Genomic DNA, 18,753 nt, shown 5'->3' on the forward strand with positions numbered 1-18,753 from the left:
CACCGCGGACCGGTAAGTTATTTTATATAATGGTAGTAATCGTTTGAAAGGGGTTTAAAACAAGATGGCTAAAAGATTTACCGAAAATGCGCAAAAAATTATCCTGATTGCGCAAGAAGAGGCCAAACGCCTCAACCACGACTATGTGGGTACCGAACATATTTTACTGGGTCTTTCCGCTTTGGAAGGGACCGTATCCAATAAGATTTTATCCGGCTTGGGTGTAACGTTCCGCAAAGTCCGCCAGGAAATTGAAAAAATGGTAGGCATCGGCGATACAATTATGCTGCTTGGCGAAATCCCTTTTACGCCACGCGCCAAAAAAGTTTTGGAACTGTCCGTAGAAGAATCCCAAATGTTAGGCTCGGACCATATCGGCACCGAACATATTTTACTGGGCCTTATCCGCGAAGAGGAAGGAATGGCAGGTAAAATTTTAGCCAATTTGGGGCTTAATTTGGATTCTGTGCGCGATACCGTGCTCAACTTTATCGGTGATGCGGACTCCGGCGATTTAAACGAAGACAATGCCGTTTTTTCGCAGGAAATCAATTTAAATACTCCTAAAAAAGAACGCGAAACAACCGTAAGCAAAAGCAAAACCCCTACATTAGACGAATACACCCGCGACCTGACAAAATTGGCCGCCCAAAATAAACTGGACCCCGTTATCGGGCGCGAGGAAGAAATTGAACGCTTGGTACAAATATTGGCCCGCCGCACAAAAAACAACCCGGTGCTTATCGGGGAGCCGGGTGTAGGTAAGACGGCTATCGTAGAAGGTTTGGCACAGAAAATAGCCCAAGGAGAAATTTCGGAAGTCCTTTCCAACAAACGTATTTTAGCCTTAGATTTAGCCTCCGTGGTGGCGGGAACCAAGTACCGCGGAGAATTTGAACAACGCTTAAAAAATATTATTGACGAACTGGCCGCCGCAAAAGATGCCATCATTTTCATTGACGAACTCCACACCATTATCGGTGCGGGTGCGGCGGAAGGCTCCATAGATGCCGCCAATATTTTAAAGCCGGCCTTGGCCCGCGGGGAAGTACAGTGTATCGGTGCTACCACGTTTGACGAATACCGCAAATCTATTGAAACTGATGCCGCCTTGGAGCGCCGGTTCCAACCCGTAGTAGCCGACCCGCCGGACGTGAACGATACTATTAATATTTTAAAGGGTGTCCGCTCTAAATACGAAGCACACCACAAGGTGCATTATACGGACGGGGCTGTCCGCGCCGCGGCCTCTATCGCAGACCGTTACATTACCGACCGAGCAATGCCGGATAAAGCCATTGACCTGTTTGACGAGGCCGGAGCCCGCGCGCGCCTGAAAAATGCCGCACTGCCGCCCGAAATCAAACAAAAGCAACTGGAATATAACCAGGCGGTACAAGAAAAAGACGAAGCAATGGCAAATAAAGAGTTTGAAAAAGCCGCCGCCGCAAAAGATACCGAAGCCCGTTTAAAGGGGTATATTGACCATTTAAAACAAAAATGGCACGAAGAACACGACAAGCAAGTTCCGCAAGTAACCGAAGAGGATATTGCGCTTGTCGCTTCCAAATGGACGGGCATCCCCGTTACGCGCTTAACCCAAAGCGAAACGGATAAAATTTTACATATGGAAGAACATCTCCACGAGCGCATTATCGGGCAGAATGATGCCGTAAAGGCCGTTTCGCAGGCAATTCGCCGCAACCGGACCGGGTTAGGAAATCCGCACCGCCCGATTGGAGGCTTTTTGTTCTTAGGTCCTACGGGTGTAGGAAAAACGGAACTGGCTAAAAGTTTGGCGACGTTCCTGTTTGGCGACGAGGATGCGATGATTCGTTTGGATATGTCCGAATATATGGAAAAATTTGCCGTCTCGCGCCTTATCGGCGCGCCGCCCGGATATGTAGGGTATGAGGAAGGAGGGCAACTGACCGAAGCCGTGCGCCGCCGCCCGTACAGCGTGGTGGTATTGGACGAACTGGAAAAGGCCCACCCGGACATTTACAACATTTTACTGCAAGTGCTGGACGAAGGTTCTTTAAGCGATAATTTGGGCCATAAGGTCAGTTTTAAAAATTGCGTGATTATTATGACGTCCAACGTCGGCGCGCGGGAAATTACCAACAAAGGCAGCACCTTGGGTTTTGCCGCCCACCAAACCGAGGAACAAGAATACCAAGATATGCGCAAAAACGTAATGGAAGAAGTCAAAAAAACCTTCAACCCGGAATTTATCAACCGTATTGATGAAATCGTGGTGTTCCACTCTCTTTCCAAAGAAAATATCGGTGCTATTTTGGACTTAGCCTTAGAAGAGGTTGATGACAAACTGGCGGAGCGCAATTTATCTTTGGAACTGACAAGGGAAGCAAAAGATTTCTTGGTGGAAAAAGGCTTTGACGTGAAGTACGGAGCGCGCCCTTTATTGCGCACGTTACAGCGCGAACTGGAAGACCCGTTGGCGGAAAATATCCTTATCAGCCGCTATCCGGACCATACCAAAATTATTGTAAACTTTGATAAATCAGCCGGGAAGTTGACCTTTCACGGCGCGGCGGTGGAACAAAAAGACGCCGTAACCATTTAAACCTACTTGGAGGAGTTTTATGGACGCAAACAAACAAAAAGCGCTTGATTTGGCTCTCGGCCAGATTGAAAAAGCGTTCGGGAAAGAAGCGATTTGCAAACTGGGCGGAGGCGGCGTAAAAAACGTGGAAGCAATTCCCACGGGCGCGCTGTCCTTGGATTTAGCCTTGGGCGTAGGCGGGCTTCCGCGCGGGCGCGTGATTGAAATTTACGGCCCCGAAGCCGGCGGCAAAACGACGTTATCTTTGCACGTGGCGGCCCAAACACAAAAAATGGGCGGCACTGTGGCCTTTATTGATGCGGAACACGCCCTGGACCCGGTATATGCGGCTAATTTGGGTGTAAATGTGGACGAACTGCTGGTTTCCCAGCCCGACTCCGGCGAACAAGCCCTTGAAATTGCCGAAAAACTCGTGCGCTCGGGTGCGATTGATTTAATTGTGGTAGATTCCGTGGCTGCTTTGGTACCGAAAGCCGAAATTGAGGGCGAAATGGGAGATTCCCACGTCGGCTTGCAAGCCAGACTGATGAGCCAAGCCTTGCGCAAATTAACGAGTCTGCTCAATAAAACAAAAACAAGCATTATTTTTATTAACCAGTTGCGCCAAAAAATCGGTGTAATGTTCGGCAACCCGGAAACTACTCCCGGCGGTTTGGCTCTTAAATTTTACGCGTCCGTCCGCATTGACGTCCGCCGCATTGAAAACTTGAAAAAAGGCGACGAAGTCATCGGCACCCGCGTACGCGCAAAAGTAACCAAAAACAAAGTGGCGCCGCCGTACCGCCAAGCCGAATTTACAATGATTCTCGGCCACGGCATTTCGCGCGAAGCCTGCATTATTGATAAAGGGGTAGAGGCCGGCTTTATTGAAAAAAGCGGCAGTTGGTTTATCTACGGAGATGAAAAATTGGGCCAAGGTGCCGAAAACGCCCGCCAATATTTAAAGGACAACCCCGAACTGGCCGCTGAGATTGAAGACAAATTATACGTCAAATACCTCGGCCACCACTACAACGGCAAAAAAGCCGATTCGGCGGAACAGGCAAAAACTGAACCCGCCAAAGAACCTAAAAAGGTTACAAAGAAATAATCTGCAACAACCCCGGCCCCGCTTTTAGCGGGGCCTTTTTCTGTCTCTCCCTTATCTCCGGTGAACGCTTGCCGGGACTGCCAAAACCATTTGCCAAGGCACTCAGCCGGGCATACCTTTCCATAACTATAATTTTCTATAATATGGATAACCTAATATGAAGAAAATTCACAAAATTATCACAGTGGTCTCACTTGCGGTGTCGGGCGTACTGGCCTTTTATATGTTCTGGCAGCGTTTTACACTTTTGCATTTGGGCCTGTTGTATGATGAACTCTATTCTATGGCTACGGCTTTCCCAGGGTTTTCGTGGGGATACATTTGGCGGGAAATGCTATTAAAGGATGTCAACCTGCCGCTTTTTAATTTCATATTATACGGTTGGAACCATATTTTTCCGCTCACTGCGGATTATATGCATTTGCTGAGCGCACTTGTCTCGGCCGCTACAATTCCGCTGGTTTGGTTTTTAGCCCCAAAACGGTGGAATCTCACCCAACGCTTTATTTTCACCGCACTAATGTCCGGCTCTTTCGCCTTGGTACAATTTGCGGGCATTATCCGGGCTTATTCCTTTGCGGTACTGGCGGTTTCCGCGCTCACATTGCAGGCACTTTCTATTTTGGATGTGTTATCCGCTCATAAAAACCCGTCCGCCAAGCGGTGGAGTGCTTTCTTTTTTACCGGTTTATTTGCCGCGTACCTGCATTATTTTTCCTCCGCCCTATTTTTTATTACGGCTTTAATCATCTTCATTTATACCTGTTATTTTAAAACAGGCCGCAAAACTATCTTTTTAGGTACTGCGGTTGTATTTGCGTGTTGGCTGCCGTGGGTATATCACACGGTGCGGTTGATGTCCGCCCCCGGCTCCTCGTGGTGGTACACCACGCCCCCTGTACAGGCCAGTTTTGAAATTGCCCAATTTCTATTCGGCTCTAACCTGATACTGGGCGGGCTGATTGTCCTAATTGTTGTGGCGGGAACCTCTATTTTATTCACATATAAAAAAACTCTTTTGCTCCGCCCCGATTTAGTCTTGCCCCTGGGGCAAACGTTGATATTGCTAGGGGTCATAACCCTCGTTTCGCACAAATACAACCTGTGGATGGACCGCTACTTTTTGGCCGCTCTGCCGTCCTTTTTACTGTTGCTGTCCTATGCGCTGTTCCACTTACAGGAACGGCACAGAATTTTGATTATCCTGCTTCCTCTCCTGCTGACAGGTTGGGTAGGCGAGCATTGGGAATTTGTACACAACGCTAGACAAGAGCCGACCGGTCTAAAAAATGCTTTTGCTTATTTGACCCAAACAGAAAAACGCCACACTATTTTGGTAGATACCGCCAAAACCGGTTACCCGCCCGCGGCCCTGAATCTAATGTACACCTTTTACGCACCAAAGGGTTATCCGCTCACGATTATCCCGCTCACGGAACAAAACCGCACTCTTGCGTTCACAGGTGAGAAACTACCCGTATTAATTCCGGTTTGCTCGGTCCAACACCTTATTTTTACCGAAACCACTTACGGCTTGGAAGAAGCCCAAGAGCCGCTTATCTTTGCACCGGATATTTGTGTTTTATCCGCCAAGGAAGGAAAAATTATTCAAGATGACTAATCAATCCCTGCTGGAAGATTTTAAAAACCATTTAACCTTTGAGCGCCAACTCTCCCCCAATACCACCGCTTCTTACGGCAGTGATGTGGAACACTTTTTGGAATATTGTATCGCCAACGAAAAAGACCCCTTAACCATTGAACCTGATTTTTTGGACCAATACAATTACCAGTTGCGTGTAATTGAAAAACTGGCCGCTACCAGTATCTTCCGAAAAATGGAAGCCGTAAAATGCTTTTACAAATTTTTGCTGATTGAGGAAAAAATAAAGGACGACCCCACCCGCTTTTTAAAATCGCCCAAACTGGCGCAAAAAATTCCCACCCAACTTACGCGGGAAGAAATGGACCGGCTCCTTTCTTATCCGGCTGAAAAATTTGATGAAATCCGCACCGTAACCATTATTGAACTCTTATACGCGGCGGGCTTGCGCGTAAGCGAACTGATAAACCTGCGGCTGGAAAACGTAAACCTGGTGGAAAAATGGGTGCTGGCTTTGGGAAAGGGCGGGAAACAACGCTTTGTGCCTATCCACGACCGCGCCGCGGAACGCATTAAGCAATATTTGTCCGCGCGTGAGGCACACTTTGCCGCCAAAGATGTGGACTCTGAACTTTTTTTAAATAAAAACGGCAAAAAAATAAGCCGCGTATCTGTTTGGAAAGACCTTGCAGCATTAGGGCGCAAAGCCAATATTTCCCAACCGCTCCACCCGCACCTCTTCCGCCACACCTTTGCTTCGCATCTGTTGCAAGGCGGTGCAGATTTAAGGAGTTTGCAGGAAATGCTGGGCCACGCTAATTTGACGACAACCCAAATCTATACGCATTTGGACGTAAGCGACTTAAAGGCCAAGCACAAAAAGTTCCACCCGCACGGCTGATTATGAAGAAACTTATTTTATTGCGCCACGGGCAAAGCACCTATAATTTAGCGCACCGCTTTACAGGTTGGGCCGACGCCCCGCTGACCGCGTTAGGGCATACCCAAGCCGCCCGCGCAGGAGAACTATTAAAAGAGGCTTCGCTTTTACCGCAAGCCGCCTATTCATCCTGTTTACAACGTGCGCGCGAAACTTTGCACACCGTGCTGGCCCAAGCCAAATGCTCATTACCCGTTCAAGCGGACTGGCGTTTAAACGAACGGCACTATGGCGATTTCCAGAATAAAACCCGTCAAGAGGCGGCCCAAAAATACGGTCTTTCAGCCGTTCTGGCGTGCCGGCAAACTTTTTTTAAGGCTCCGCCGCCCGCCGATGATAATTCGGCGGCCCAAAAACTGGTTCCGGCAGGAGTTGTACCTCCCAACGGGGAATCCTTACACCAAACCCAACAGCGGGCCGCCGGCTTTTTGGAGCAAGTGCTTTTCCCGGCATACAAATATTATGATATCCAGTTGCTCGCCGCCCACGAAGATTTATTGCGCGCCCTTGCCGTATATTTCAAAAAATTACCGCCACAAGCCGTAGAAGAACTGGTCGTTCCTCCCGCCACCCCGTGGGTAATGGAATTGGACGACTCCTACCACACCGCCAAAGATTATTTTTTGGGGAACCAACAGGAAATAGCCGCTTTTTTAAAGCGCAGACCCGAATAAACCGTTATCCCGTAAAAAGCCTGCCCTTTCCCCCTGAAAAATTGTTAAAATAAAGGTATTATGAGTATTGATAATTTTCCGCAAATTGATAAAAAGCAACAAGAACGCTGGGAAAAAGCAAACCTCTTTGCCAGCCCCAAAATGCCGAAAGGCAAAAAGTTTTACTGTCTGGATATGTTCCCGTATCCGTCGGGCGCGGGTCTGCACGTTGGACACCCGGAAGGATACACCGCTTCCGACATTCTTGTTCGCTACAAACTAATGAACGGCTACGACGTACTGCACCCGATGGGGTGGGACGCGTTTGGCCTGCCCGCGGAAAACTACGCTATTTCCACGGGGATTCATCCGCGGATTACCACTCATAAAAATATTCAAAATTTTAAACGCCAGATTAAAGCCATTGGCCTCGCATACGACTGGAACCGGGAAATTGATACCACGGACCCCAAGTATTACAAATGGACCCAATGGATTTTTCTGCAACTTTTTAAAAAGGGCCTGGCCTACGAATCCACCGTACCGATAAACTGGTGTCCCTCTTGCAAAACGGGGCTTGCCAACGAAGAAGTTTTTAACGGCAAGTGTGAACGCTGTGGCCACGAAATTGAACGCAAAGCCCTGCGCCAATGGATTTTGCGCATTACCGACTATGCCGAAAAACTCTTGGAAGGGTTAGACGAATTGGACTGGCCGGAAAGCACGCTCGCGATGCAGCGCAACTGGATTGGCAAATCTAATGGGGCCGAAGTAACCTTTAAGGTGGACGGCACAGACGAAACGCTGACCGTTTTTACCACTCGTCCGGATACGCTGTTTGGGGCTACTTATATGGTAGTTTCGCCCGAACACCCGCTTCTTAAAAAAATCGTAACGCCCGAACAACAAGCCGCCGTCGCCGCCTACCAGGCCGAAGCCGCCAAAAAAAGTGATTTGGAACGCGGCGATTTAAATAAAATTAAAACAGGTGTTTTTACAGGTGCATATGCCATAAATCCGGTAAACGGTAAAAAAATCCCGGTGTGGACGTCCGACTATGTATTGATGGGCTACGGCACCGGAGCCATTATGGCTGTGCCCGCCCACGATGAACGCGATTATGCGTTTGCCAAAAAGTTCGGTCTGGAAATTATTGAAGTGATTAAAAGCGAGCAGGGCGTGGAGAAAGAAGCCTTTACGGGCGACGGGGAACTTGTAAATTCCGGCTTTTTAAACGGCTTGCGCGTCAAAGAATCCAAAGCCGCTATGATTAAGTGGCTGGCCGAGCGCGGCTTGGGAAAAGCAAAAACCACTTATAAGTTGCGCGACTGGGTATTTGCCCGCCAACGCTATTGGGGTGAACCTATCCCGATTGTGCATTGTCCTAAATGCGGTGTCGTGCCGTTGCCCGAAAGCCAACTGCCGCTTACCTTGCCGGAAGTGGAAAAGTTTGAACCGTCCGGCACCGGGGAATCGCCCTTGGCAACGGTGGACAGTTGGGTCAATACCACTTGCCCGCACTGCGGCGGTCCGGCCAAGCGGGAAACCAACACAATGCCCCAATGGGCCGGCTCTTGCTGGTACTATTTGCGCTATATGGACCCGCACAACGACCAAATTTTTGTGGACCCGGCCATTGAAAAGGCCTATGGCCCGGTGGATTGCTACATTGGCGGCGCGGAACACGCCGTACTCCACCTGCTTTATGCCCGCTTCTGGCACCGCGTGCTCTACGATTTGGGCTACGTCAGCCATAAAGAGCCGTTCCACAAGTTGCGCCACCAAGGGATGATTCTGGCGTTCTCGTACCGAGATAAAATGGGAAACTACCACGGCTACGAAGAAATTGACTTTAAAGACGGCAAAGCCTATTTAAAAACCACCGGGGAGGAACTTTCCCCCATGGTGGAGAAGATGTCCAAATCCAAAAAGAACGTCGTCAATCCCGACGATATCCTTACGCAATACGGCGCAGATGCGTTCCGTATGTACGAAATGTTTATGGGCCCGTTTGAAGCCAGCAAACCCTGGGATATGAAAGGGATTGAAGGTGTAACACGCTTTTTGAAACGTGTTTGCGGGTGGACTGATACGGTTAAAATCGTACCCGAGTCCGATCCGCGCAAGAGTGAAATTTTAAAGAACAGAACCATTGCCAAAGTAGGCGAAGATATTGAAAATTTCCGCTTTAATACGGCGATATCTTCTTTAATGGTATTGTTCAACGACATCAGCAAGTTGCCGCAAATCAGCCAAGATACGTTCCAAGCGTTCTTAAAACTTTTGCATCCGTTTGCCCCGCACCTGACCGAAGAAATCTGGCAGCAAAAGGGCTATGAAAGCTTTGTGGTCAAATCGGCCTGGCCGAAACCCAACGAGGCCTTGATGCAGGACGATACGGCTGAAATCGGCGTGCAGGTAAACGGAAAAGTGCGCGACCGCGTGTCCGTCCCCAGAAATGCCGAACGTGCGGAAATTGAAAAAATTGCGCTTGCCAGCCCCAAAGTTGCACGCAGTTTAGAGGGCTTGGAAATCAAAAAAATTATCGTTGTACCCGGCCGTATGGTAAGTATCGTGGCCGCACCTAAAAAATAAAGGGAGTTTGTATGAAAAAATTTATCTGTGCTTTGTGCGCCGCGGCGGCTTTGGCCGCTTGCGCCAGCGAAGGGGCTGTTTACAAACCGCAGGCCCAAATTATGCCGCAACATATCAAAAAAATTGCGGTGCGGCCGATTTTGAACAAAACGGAAGTCTTTGCGCTGGAAGATAAATTTTACAACGAACTTTATGATGAGTTTTTGCGCAACGGGTCCTATCAAATCGTTTCCGAAAATTCCAATGCCGAGGGTGTAGTGGTTACTACTATTTCCCGCTATTTAAATGTTCCTATTCAGTACGACAGCCAGTTGATTCCCACCGTTTACCGTATGGATATTTGGCTGGATGTCGTGTTTATGGACAAAACCACTAATGCCCCCGTATGGCGCGAGCCGGCCTTTTTAGGCACGCAGATTTATTCGGCCTCTACGCTTCCGGGCGGAATGACCGAAGTGCAGGCACGCGACGTAGTTTTTGAAAAACTATCCCGGGATATTGTCAAACGTACCGTGGACGGCTTTGGTTCGGTGATGAGCGAAAATAAAAAGAAAGTGATGAACAACCCGGAATATACTACAATCACACACTAAAATGCCTAAAATTACCGCCGAAAAATTATCCGCAGAACTTGCGCAAAACACCGTTTCCCCCGTCTATTTACTGACGGGGGAAGATGTCTATCGCAAAAATTTAATTATTCAAAAAATCCGTGAAATTCTCCACCCGGACGATTTCAATGCCTTTCAAAGCGAAGCGGATAAAGCGGACCTGGGCGAAGTATTGGCTTTGGCAAACACCTCCCCCGTCTTTTCAGACGCCCGCCTTATCGTATTGACGGGCATAGAAAAACTGCGCAAAGAGCCAAAGGAAGCACTTATCCGCTATCTGGATAACCCGCTCCCAACCACTACATTTATTTTAACCCACAACGATTCCAAAAAGATGAAAACGGAAAAAGTGCTGGCAGAAATTTGCTCTGATGCCGGGCGCGTGGTCAATTTTGACGAACTGAAAAAAGACGATTTGAATATGTGGGTCCGCCAAAAAATGCAGGAAAAGGGCCTAAAAGCAGATTTTGCTTCCGTAGATTTACTGTGTGAAAGTATCGGAGGGGAACTGGCAGCATTAGACAACGAAATTGAAAAATTGTACTTATACACGCTGGACAGGGAAAACAAAACCATCACCAAAGAGGATGTATTGGCCTGTATCGGATTTAGCAAAGAAGAAAATCCCTTTGAACTTTCCAACGCGATTACCGCCTGTAACAAAAACCGGGCCGTACAACTGGTTGATAAACTGGTGGACGACGGCGAGGAGCCAATAGGCATTTTAAGCAAAATAACGTTTCCCATTTTAAAAATGGCGCGTATTAAACGCCTGTCCGAAGCCGGTATGGCCCCGGCTGAAATCTTACGGGCCGCAGGCCTGATGTATTGGGAAAACCGCCTTGTCAGTTCGGCCCGGATGTTTCCCCCTTCCAAAAACTTTTTAAATGCCTTAAACCGCATTATTGATGCAGACAGCGCCTTTAAATCTTCATCAGCCACAGACCCTAAAATCGTACTAAAAGGCATTTTGCTTACACTTTTTAACAAATAGCAAAGGGGCGGCTTATAAAAGCCGCCCCTTTCATCGGTTCTACCCCCCGACGTCAAATCTTCCGTTAAATCCGGTACAGCACCCGCAAGGATGTGGTTACATAAGCTGCGCGCGGGTAAATGGTAACATGGTGTCCGGCGTGCGGCCCCGCTGAAACCTGCTTAGAAGCGTGAAAGCGGTTTACATTATAGCGCACCTCTAAATCCAAGGCCCAACGGTCTGTTAAGGCGCGTTCTACCCCTAATCCGGCGTGCCCCGCAAAGCCTGTATAGCGGAAATGCTCATTGGTGGTAAAATCCACCGTCATATCGGTACGCGCCACGCCTACGGCCAAGGGCAAATAAACCTTATACAAATTTTCCGTATCGGTCAAAAATATACGCGAAGCCAACATATAATTGCGTTGGCGGGTACTGGTGTTAATTTGCCAGCCGCTGGAAAGGTCCGTATCAAAATTTTGGTCCTCAGCCAATACTCCCAAGGCCACACGCGGATGCACAAAATACAAGGCGGAAATTTCTCCCCCAAGGCCCGGATGACCTAACTTAGCATCGTGCGAAATATTATCCGTTTGGTCGTCCACATTTACCTCGCCCCAATCGGTCCCTAACTCTAATGGGGAAGCCACAAAAGCCGCTCCCAATAAGACATCTCCCGTTTGATAGGCACGGGCTTGTGCATTAAACGCCAGTCCTAAAAGAAAAACGGCAACAACTAGAAGTTTTTTCATTTTTTCCTCTCCGTATTTTTATACTTACCGGTAGGTAAGTATAAAAATTATACCATATTCGCTACCCGAGCGGGGATAATTTTTTAAAAAACATTTTTTGCTACAATCTATATATGGAACTATTATCACAATTTGTGGATATTTTTTTGCACTTGGATGTGCACTTGAACGCTTGGGCCGCCTGGATGGGAATTTGGCTCTATATTGTTATTTTTGCAGTCGTTTTTTGCGAAACGGGTCTTGTGGTTACGCCTTTTTTGCCGGGCGATTCCCTACTGTTTGCCTGTGGGGCCTTGGCGGCTACGCACGGCAGCGCAATTAATTTGCCTTGGTTGATACCCGTCATCTTTGCGGCGGCGGTATTGGGCGATTTTTGCAATTACGAAATTGGCAAATGGCTAGGGCCAAAGGTATTTACCAAAAAAGACAGTATCCTTTTGAATAAAGACCATTTAAATAAAGCACACGCTTTTTATGAAAAATATGGCGGAAAAACCATTATTTTGGCGCGCTTTATCCCCATTATCCGCACTTTTGCCCCGTTTGTAGCGGGAATTGGCAAGATGACATATTTCCATTTTGCTTCGTATAATGTAATCGGCGCGGCGCTGTGGGTACTGCTCTTTACGTTGGGAGGCTATTTTTTTGCGGATTTACCCGTCGTGCAAAATCACTTCCACTATGTGATTGTAGCGATTATTATCCTTTCACTTTTGCCTGCGGTATATGAATTTATCAATGCCAAGCGGCAAGAAAAGAAATCTTAATTCTGCACATCCGGCAGATCCACAGGCAATACGCCGTGAGCAGATTGGTTGCCCAAAATAATGTCTGCCGCCGTTTGCAATACATATTTATTTAACCCGTAGGTAGCCAACACCACATCTGCCTCCGGGTAATTTTTTATATCGTACGGGCTCATTGTGGAGATAAATACCGTATTCGGGTTTTCCCCTATCAGGCCGTTAATAGCGTTTTTTTGGTTGATATTGGTTTTATCGGCCCATTGTAAACTGGTTACAATCAGCAAATCGGCGCCCTTTGCACAAGCGGCGGCACGCTGGCTGTCTTTCTTGCGCGGGGTCAATGCCGCGTTGTAACTGCGTATCGTCCACCCCTTTTGCAAAAACGGTTTAGAAAAACTCATCAATTGGTCCGCAAAGCGCGCCGGGGCGAAAAAGACCGCGCACACTGTCGGCTTTTTATTGGCGGCCGGTTTAAACGGAAGCAGTTTTTTTCTGTCCCGGACCAACGTTACCGATTCCGCGCTGATTTTGGCTAGTGCCATATGGTAGGCTTCTTCAATAGGGGCCGGAACCGCACGGGAATTATCCAATAGGCCCATTTGTTTTTTTAAATCAAACACCTTGCGGGAGGCATCCTCCACCACCGGTTCCAAATGCTTGGCTTGCACCTCACGCCACACTTGCGAAAATACCGACACGGGTTTTATATACCGCCCCAGTAAAATCATATCCGCACCGCTTTCCAGCGCGCGCACCGCACAGCCGGGAATCGTGCAATAGGAGGTGGCGCTTTTCATATCCAAACTATCGGTAACAATTAGGCCTTTAAAACCCATCGTGCCGCGTAATAAATCTTGCAAAATCGGGCGCGAAAAGGTAGCCACGTTTTTGTTGTCCAAGGCCGGATATAAAATATGCCCGGTCATCACGCCCGGCACGCCTTGTTTAACGGCAGCCTCAAAGGGAGCCAAATGGATTTTTTGCAGTTGGGAATAACTGGCCCGCACGACCGGGACATCATAATGGGAATCGGCGGAGGTGTCCCCGTGGCCCGGAAAATGTTTCACTACGCTGACAATATCCGCCGCCTTAAATCCGTTAATCAGCGCACCGCCCATACGGGTTACGCTCGCCGGGTCCGAACCGAAGGAACGCACCCCGATAATGGGGTTATGCGGGTTACTGTTTACGTCCAGAACCGGGGAAAAATTAATATGCACCCCCGCGCGGCGCAATTCCAACCCGGCCAAATAGGCGATTGTGGCGGCCCCTTCTTCATCGCGCGCGGCAGAAAGCATCATATTGGTAGGCAAATAGTCAAAACCAAGCGTAATAGGAGTATAAACAGTGCCGCCCTCGTAATCAATGGAAATAAACAGCGGAATTTTATGCGGACTGTTGGCGGCCCAAGTTTGCAGTTTATCCACTAATTTTTTTGTTTCTGCCAAAGAATAATTCCCCCATTGGATAAGCACACCGCCGATTTTTCCCTGTTCTATCGCCGGGCGGACCAATTCCGCGCTGTCCACATCTACAAACACCACCAGGGTCTGCCCCAGTTGTTCCTCCGGGGACAAATCTTCAAAACGCGTCTGCGCCGCCAGCGGCAAGGCACACATAAGACAGACGACAGCCAACAGGAGTTTTTTCATTAGTAATTAACCTCTACTACCGGGATTTCCGCCGGGGCCAAAAAACGCAAAGGAACGCCCCAGTAAAACATACCCGACGTAATGTAAAATTTCATTTGTTCCACTTCAAACAATCCGTAAACGCGCGGAAATTGAAGGCGTACCAAATATTTAAAGGGGAAAATCTGCCCGTTGTGCGTGTGCCCGCTAAACATCAGGGCGGCACCGTGCCGGGCGGCTTCTTCGGCAAATACGGGCGTGTGGCTTAAAAAGATAAGCGGTTTTTGCCTGTCCGCTTTTGCAAGCACCGCTTCGGCTTCTTGGGCGGTCATACGCACGGTTTTGGCATCTTTTATGCCCACCACTTGCACGCCGTTTGGCATTTGGGCCAGACCGTTCTCCAAAAGAGTAATGCCCGATTCTTTAAAAAATTCTTTGGAATTTTCGTACCCGACATAATATTCGTGGTTGCCAAACACTCCATAAGTACCCTGCGCAGTAAGTAAATTTTTAATGCGGGCAGCATACTTTCTGCGCTCCGGCCCGTATTCAAACACATCTCCCAATACCAGCAAGGAATCCGGCTTTTCGGCTTCAATACGGCTCATCACTTTGTCAAACCGCTTATACGATACCCCCATTCCCAAGTGAGAATCGGACAAAAGCGCAATTTTCATTTTGGGCGCACCGGGCACCGTTACAGAAATACGTTTTAAACGCGGGGCCGAAATTCCCCCATAAATGGCCATACCAAATACGGTGCACATTGTTGCCACGCTCAAAATGCCCAGACACGCACGGCAATTAAAATGACACAGGTTTAAAATCCAATGCAAGACAGCAAAACCGGCACAAACACAAAACCCCAAAAACACCAGCCCCATCCACGCATAAGAAAAATAATAAAGCCAACTTTCCCACACACCCCAATGCGTGCGCGTGTACCCCAGCCCCGCAAACATTAGCACCGTCAACAGCAAAGGAAACAACGCGACCGGATATTTCCACCCCAACTGAGGGAAAGATACAAACAACCAAGCCCCAACCGTTACCTGCATCAGCCACATAATCACCGCAGCCACCACAAAAAATGCACCCACAAACCTCTCCTTTTTCTAAAAAACTGTTTTTTATATTTTAAAAAATTTTCCATAATAAGTATAATATACCTATATACGTATCATATTTAAAAGAGGACTTAACAACACTATGACCGTAAGAGTTAGATTTGCCCCGTCCCCGACTGGTTTCTTACACATCGGCGGCGTGCGCACGGCGCTTTTCAACTACCTTTTCGCTAAAAAAAACAAAGGCACTTTTTTACTCCGCATTGAAGATACCGACGAGGAACGTTCCACGCAGGCCTCTACTGATGCTATCTTTGAAGGTATGCAATGGATGAATTTGAACTGGGACGAAGGCCCAATGCCCGACGGCACCAACAAAGGGCCGGATTTCCCGTATTACCAGGCCCAACGTGCCGATATGGGCATTTACAAAAAATATATTGACCAACTGTTGGCCGAAGGCAAAGCCTATAAATGCTATTGCACCGAGGAAGAACTGGAAGAAAACCGCCAAAAGTGCTTGGCTGAACACCGCCCGCCCAAATACAGCGGCAAGTGCAGCCACCTGACGGAAGCCCAACAAAAAGAGTTGGAAGCCCAAGGCCGCAAATACGTTATCCGTTTCCGTATGCCGCAGGAAGGCGATGTGGAGTGGGACGATATGATTCGCGGACACGTTAAATTCGCCAGCAAAGATTTGTACGACCTCGTCATCCAAAAAACGAGCGGTTACCCCACTTACAATTTTGCCGTAGTGGTAGATGACCACTTAATGCGTATGACGCACGTTATCCGCGGGGATGACCACATTTCCAACACCCCGGCGCAAATTCAAATTTATCACGCGTTGGGCTGGAAGGAACCGATTTTTGCCCACTTGTCTATGATTCACGGACCGGACGGCAAAAAACTTTCCAAACGCCACGGCGCGACCAATGTAGTGGAATTTCGCAATATGGGGTACTTGCCCGAAGCGTTAAAAAACTACTTGGCTTTGCTCGGTTGGGCTACACCCGATTCCCAGCAACTCTTTAAACCCGGCGAACTGGAAGAAAAATTTGATATCTCCGGCTGCCAGCCCAGCCCGGCCGTAATGGATCCGGAAAAATTGAACTGGATGAACGGAGAATATATCCGCGCTACGCCGCTTAACCGCTTGACCGACTTGGCTATGCCGTTTATTGAAAAAGCGGGTATTAATGTGTCCGGGACGGACCGTGCCAAACTGGAAGGCATTATCGGTTTGGAACAGGAAAAGTATAAACTCTTAACCGAAATTCCGGATTTAATCCGCTTCTTCTTTGAAGAACCTGTATTTGAACAGGAAGCCTTGGACAAAGTATTTGCCAAGCCCGAAGCCAAACAAGTGTTGGAAGGCATTATCAAAGTGTATGGCGATTTAACTGACTTCACCGAAGCCAACTTAGAAACCGCCGCACGCGCTTATGCCAAGGCCAACGGGATGAAGGCCGGCCAAATCTTCCACCCGGTGCGCGTAGCCGTTTCCGGCCGCACGCACGGACCGACCTTGTTCAAAATGTTGGAATATATGGGCAAGGAAAAAGTCCTCGCGCGCCTTACTAACGCGCTGAAATTCTGCAAATAGCAACGCGCCCCAGGGGGCAGGGATAGCCGTGAAATATTGGCTTTTTGACGGAAGTGATGTAGTCGGGCCGTTTACGCCGCAGGAACTTGCGGCGCGGCCTGGCTTCGCCCCCACCAGTTTGGTCTGCCCCGAAAACAACAGCGACCAGGAAGACAGTTGGAAAATGGCCTCTGCCTTTGAAGAACTGTCCGCCGAGCCTGCACCCGCCGAAGAAGAATTAGATACTGACACTTTTGATAAGGAAATGGACACTCTTTTAAAAGAGCGTTCCCCGCTGGCAGGAGCGCAAGAACCGGCCACAGAGCCGCCGTCTTCGCTTAAAATCCCCCAAAAACCGGCAAAACCCGGGCCGATTGAAGATTATTTCAACAATATGCAGGGGGGCGACTTGGGCAATATTTTAGGCATCCCGGACCCAAATGAAAATTCGGATATGAACTTGGCCCGGACACTAGCCAAACAATTAAATAAAACTACTCCTCCCGCAGACAAGATAGTAGATCAAGACCCCTTTGACGAATTTACAGAGGAGCCGGAAGAAGACCCGCAAACCAAGCCTGAGCCTGCGGCCCCCGCCGCTGAAAAGCAAATTGCTCCGCAAGAGGAAAAAAAGCCGGAACCCGCTTCTATCCCAATGTCTGCCGAGCCGGAAGAGGAAATGGAACTAACCGTTCACGGGGCGAAAACACAAATTTTATCAGACTCGTCCGCCGGACAAGATACACCGGAGGAAAAGCCCGCAGAAGTGGCTAAATCCGAACCCGCGCAAGCGGAATCTAAGCCAACAGAACCCGGGCCGGAACACCCAGAACTTACCCCCGGGCCGACGGAGTCTGAATCCAAAGCCGCGACAACTTTCACCTTACCCGTAGTGGATCAGCCGGAAAGCGAGTTGCCGCCTATGCCGCAAGGCCCGGAACCTGTACTCCCGGCTGAGCAAGAAGTTCCCTCGGCAGATATTGCCGCACCGGTTATGGACGAATCCGCCCCGGCCACGGATACGCCTTTGCAAAACGAATTTGAAACACCCAAAGAGCCTGTTAATCCGCCTGCGGACCAACCCGAACAGGCCGAGCCGGCTCAGCAGGAAATAAAAGCAGCATCTGCCCCGGAAACTACGGTTGTTCTTGCCACGCCCGGAGATGAACCCGCCACACAAGGGGCCGAGGTGCAAGAATTAGCCCAACAGGATAACGAGCCAGTAGAGGATATTTTGGTAGGGGCCTTAAAGGTAAAGGCTACGCCCGAAATTCAAGAGCCGATTAAAAGCGTGCCCGTAATGCCGACAGTTAATCAAGTGCGCCCGAGGCTAAAACCCACGCCCGAAATTCAACAGTTTTTAACCGATACACAAAACGAGCGTATTGCTCCCAACCGCAACAACAAAAAAGCAATGGCGGCCTTAGCGGTATTGGTGGCCCTTTTGGCGATAGGTATTTTATTAATGTTTAACCCAATGCCGGCAGACGGGCAAGATAAAGACGCGCAAAACACCCCGGTATCCACCGAATTGGTGCCGGAAGAAAAAACCATTTCCGCCACGGATGATGAAATTTTACCGCCCGCGCCGCCCCCTGCCGTTAAACCACAAGCCGTTTCCGCTTCGGACAAGGCATTATCGGCCGTGCAAAACTATACACTTTCCGGCGGACGGGGTACTGTGGCCGCGTATTTGGACCACTTATACCGGGATAAACTTTCCCAGGGATATACAGGGGCGTGGTCCGCAGAGCCTTTGCATAAAAACGCATATATTGTAAAATACAGATTAACCAAAACCCGTATGGAACCCATTGTATATGTATTCCAAGCGGACGTTTCAAAAGGGACTTTAACCGGCGCGCTAAACAATGTGGCGCTGGACTTGCTGGGCAAAATTCAATAACGACGAGAGGGCTAA

General features: G+C 48.8%; 14 protein-coding genes. 11 read left to right on the forward strand and 3 right to left on the reverse strand.

What is annotated here, in order from left to right:
- Positions 1 to 64: 64 nt before the first annotated feature.
- The 8 genes from ACQY2K_RS00810 (at position 65) to holA (ending at position 11,073) form a co-directional block, all read left to right on the forward strand.
- A complete protein-coding gene (locus tag ACQY2K_RS00810) occupies positions 65 to 2,587 on the forward strand; it encodes an ATP-dependent Clp protease ATP-binding subunit (RefSeq protein WP_428040378.1) in 2,523 nt (840 codons plus the stop codon).
- A gap of 19 nt (positions 2,588 to 2,606) precedes the next feature.
- Positions 2,607 to 3,677: a recombinase RecA gene (gene recA / locus ACQY2K_RS00815; RefSeq protein ID WP_428037802.1), complete on the forward strand. Its 1,071-nt coding sequence runs from the start codon at positions 2,607 to 2,609 to the stop codon at positions 3,675 to 3,677.
- A 157-nt stretch (positions 3,678 to 3,834) separates the two neighbouring features.
- On the forward strand, positions 3,835 to 5,298 hold the full coding sequence (locus ACQY2K_RS00820; protein ID WP_428040379.1) for a hypothetical protein: 1,464 nt from the start codon (positions 3,835 to 3,837) through the stop codon (positions 5,296 to 5,298).
- The gene (gene xerA / locus ACQY2K_RS00825; protein ID WP_428040380.1) at positions 5,291 to 6,181 is read left to right on the forward strand and encodes a site-specific tyrosine recombinase/integron integrase; all 891 of its coding nucleotides are present in this window, start codon (positions 5,291 to 5,293) and stop codon (positions 6,179 to 6,181) included. The genes ACQY2K_RS00820 and xerA overlap by 8 nt, the downstream gene beginning before the upstream one ends.
- 2 nt (positions 6,182 to 6,183) lie before the next feature.
- Complete coding sequence (locus ACQY2K_RS00830; protein ID WP_428040381.1) at positions 6,184 to 6,894, forward strand: 2,3-bisphosphoglycerate-dependent phosphoglycerate mutase; 711 nt, start codon at positions 6,184 to 6,186, stop codon at positions 6,892 to 6,894.
- Between the two features lie 60 nt (positions 6,895 to 6,954).
- Positions 6,955 to 9,468: a leucine--tRNA ligase gene (gene leuS / locus ACQY2K_RS00835; RefSeq protein WP_428040382.1), complete on the forward strand. Its 2,514-nt coding sequence runs from the start codon at positions 6,955 to 6,957 to the stop codon at positions 9,466 to 9,468.
- A gap of 11 nt (positions 9,469 to 9,479) precedes the next feature.
- A complete protein-coding gene (gene lptE, locus ACQY2K_RS00840) occupies positions 9,480 to 10,061 on the forward strand; it encodes an LPS assembly lipoprotein LptE (RefSeq protein ID WP_177747849.1) in 582 nt (193 codons plus the stop codon).
- Between the two features lies 1 nt (position 10,062).
- A complete protein-coding gene (gene holA / locus ACQY2K_RS00845; RefSeq protein WP_428040383.1) occupies positions 10,063 to 11,073 on the forward strand; it encodes a DNA polymerase III subunit delta in 1,011 nt (336 codons plus the stop codon).
- A 64-nt stretch (positions 11,074 to 11,137) separates the two neighbouring features.
- On the opposite strand, the gene ACQY2K_RS00850 is transcribed toward holA, so the two are convergent.
- On the reverse strand, positions 11,138 to 11,803 hold the full coding sequence (locus ACQY2K_RS00850; protein ID WP_428040384.1) for an outer membrane beta-barrel protein: 666 nt from the start codon (positions 11,801 to 11,803) through the stop codon (positions 11,138 to 11,140).
- Between the two features lie 113 nt (positions 11,804 to 11,916).
- Here ACQY2K_RS00850 and ACQY2K_RS00855 point away from each other — a divergent pair, with 113 nt between their 5' ends.
- Positions 11,917 to 12,570: a DedA family protein gene (locus ACQY2K_RS00855; protein WP_428040385.1), complete on the forward strand. Its 654-nt coding sequence runs from the start codon at positions 11,917 to 11,919 to the stop codon at positions 12,568 to 12,570.
- On the opposite strand, the gene ACQY2K_RS00860 is transcribed toward ACQY2K_RS00855, so the two are convergent.
- Together ACQY2K_RS00860 and ACQY2K_RS00865 are read right to left on the reverse strand one after the other, a co-directional pair.
- The gene (locus tag ACQY2K_RS00860; RefSeq protein ID WP_428040386.1) at positions 12,567 to 14,201 is read right to left on the reverse strand and encodes a glycoside hydrolase family 3 protein; all 1,635 of its coding nucleotides are present in this window, start codon (positions 14,199 to 14,201) and stop codon (positions 12,567 to 12,569) included. The genes ACQY2K_RS00855 and ACQY2K_RS00860 overlap by 4 nt on opposite strands.
- Positions 14,201 to 15,280 carry a metallophosphoesterase gene (locus tag ACQY2K_RS00865; protein ID WP_428040387.1) on the reverse strand — a complete coding sequence of 360 codons (1,080 nt, stop codon included), beginning with the start codon at positions 15,278 to 15,280 and terminating at the stop codon, positions 14,201 to 14,203. The genes ACQY2K_RS00860 and ACQY2K_RS00865 overlap by 1 nt, the downstream gene beginning before the upstream one ends.
- 109 nt (positions 15,281 to 15,389) lie before the next feature.
- On the opposite strand from ACQY2K_RS00865, the gene gltX reads away from it, so the two are divergent.
- Positions 15,390 to 16,853, forward strand: coding sequence for a glutamate--tRNA ligase (gene gltX / locus ACQY2K_RS00870; protein WP_177747831.1), 1,464 nt, complete (start codon positions 15,390 to 15,392; stop codon positions 16,851 to 16,853).
- 28 nt (positions 16,854 to 16,881) lie between these two features.
- Positions 16,882 to 18,738 carry a hypothetical protein gene (locus tag ACQY2K_RS00875; protein ID WP_428040388.1) on the forward strand — a complete coding sequence of 619 codons (1,857 nt, stop codon included), beginning with the start codon at positions 16,882 to 16,884 and terminating at the stop codon, positions 18,736 to 18,738.
- The last annotated feature ends 15 nt before the right edge of the window (positions 18,739 to 18,753 follow it).

Origin of the sequence: Candidatus Avelusimicrobium fimicolum (genome assembly GCF_021632165.1) — a bacterium.
Lineage (GTDB): Bacteria > Elusimicrobiota > Elusimicrobia > Elusimicrobiales > Elusimicrobiaceae > Avelusimicrobium > Avelusimicrobium fimicola.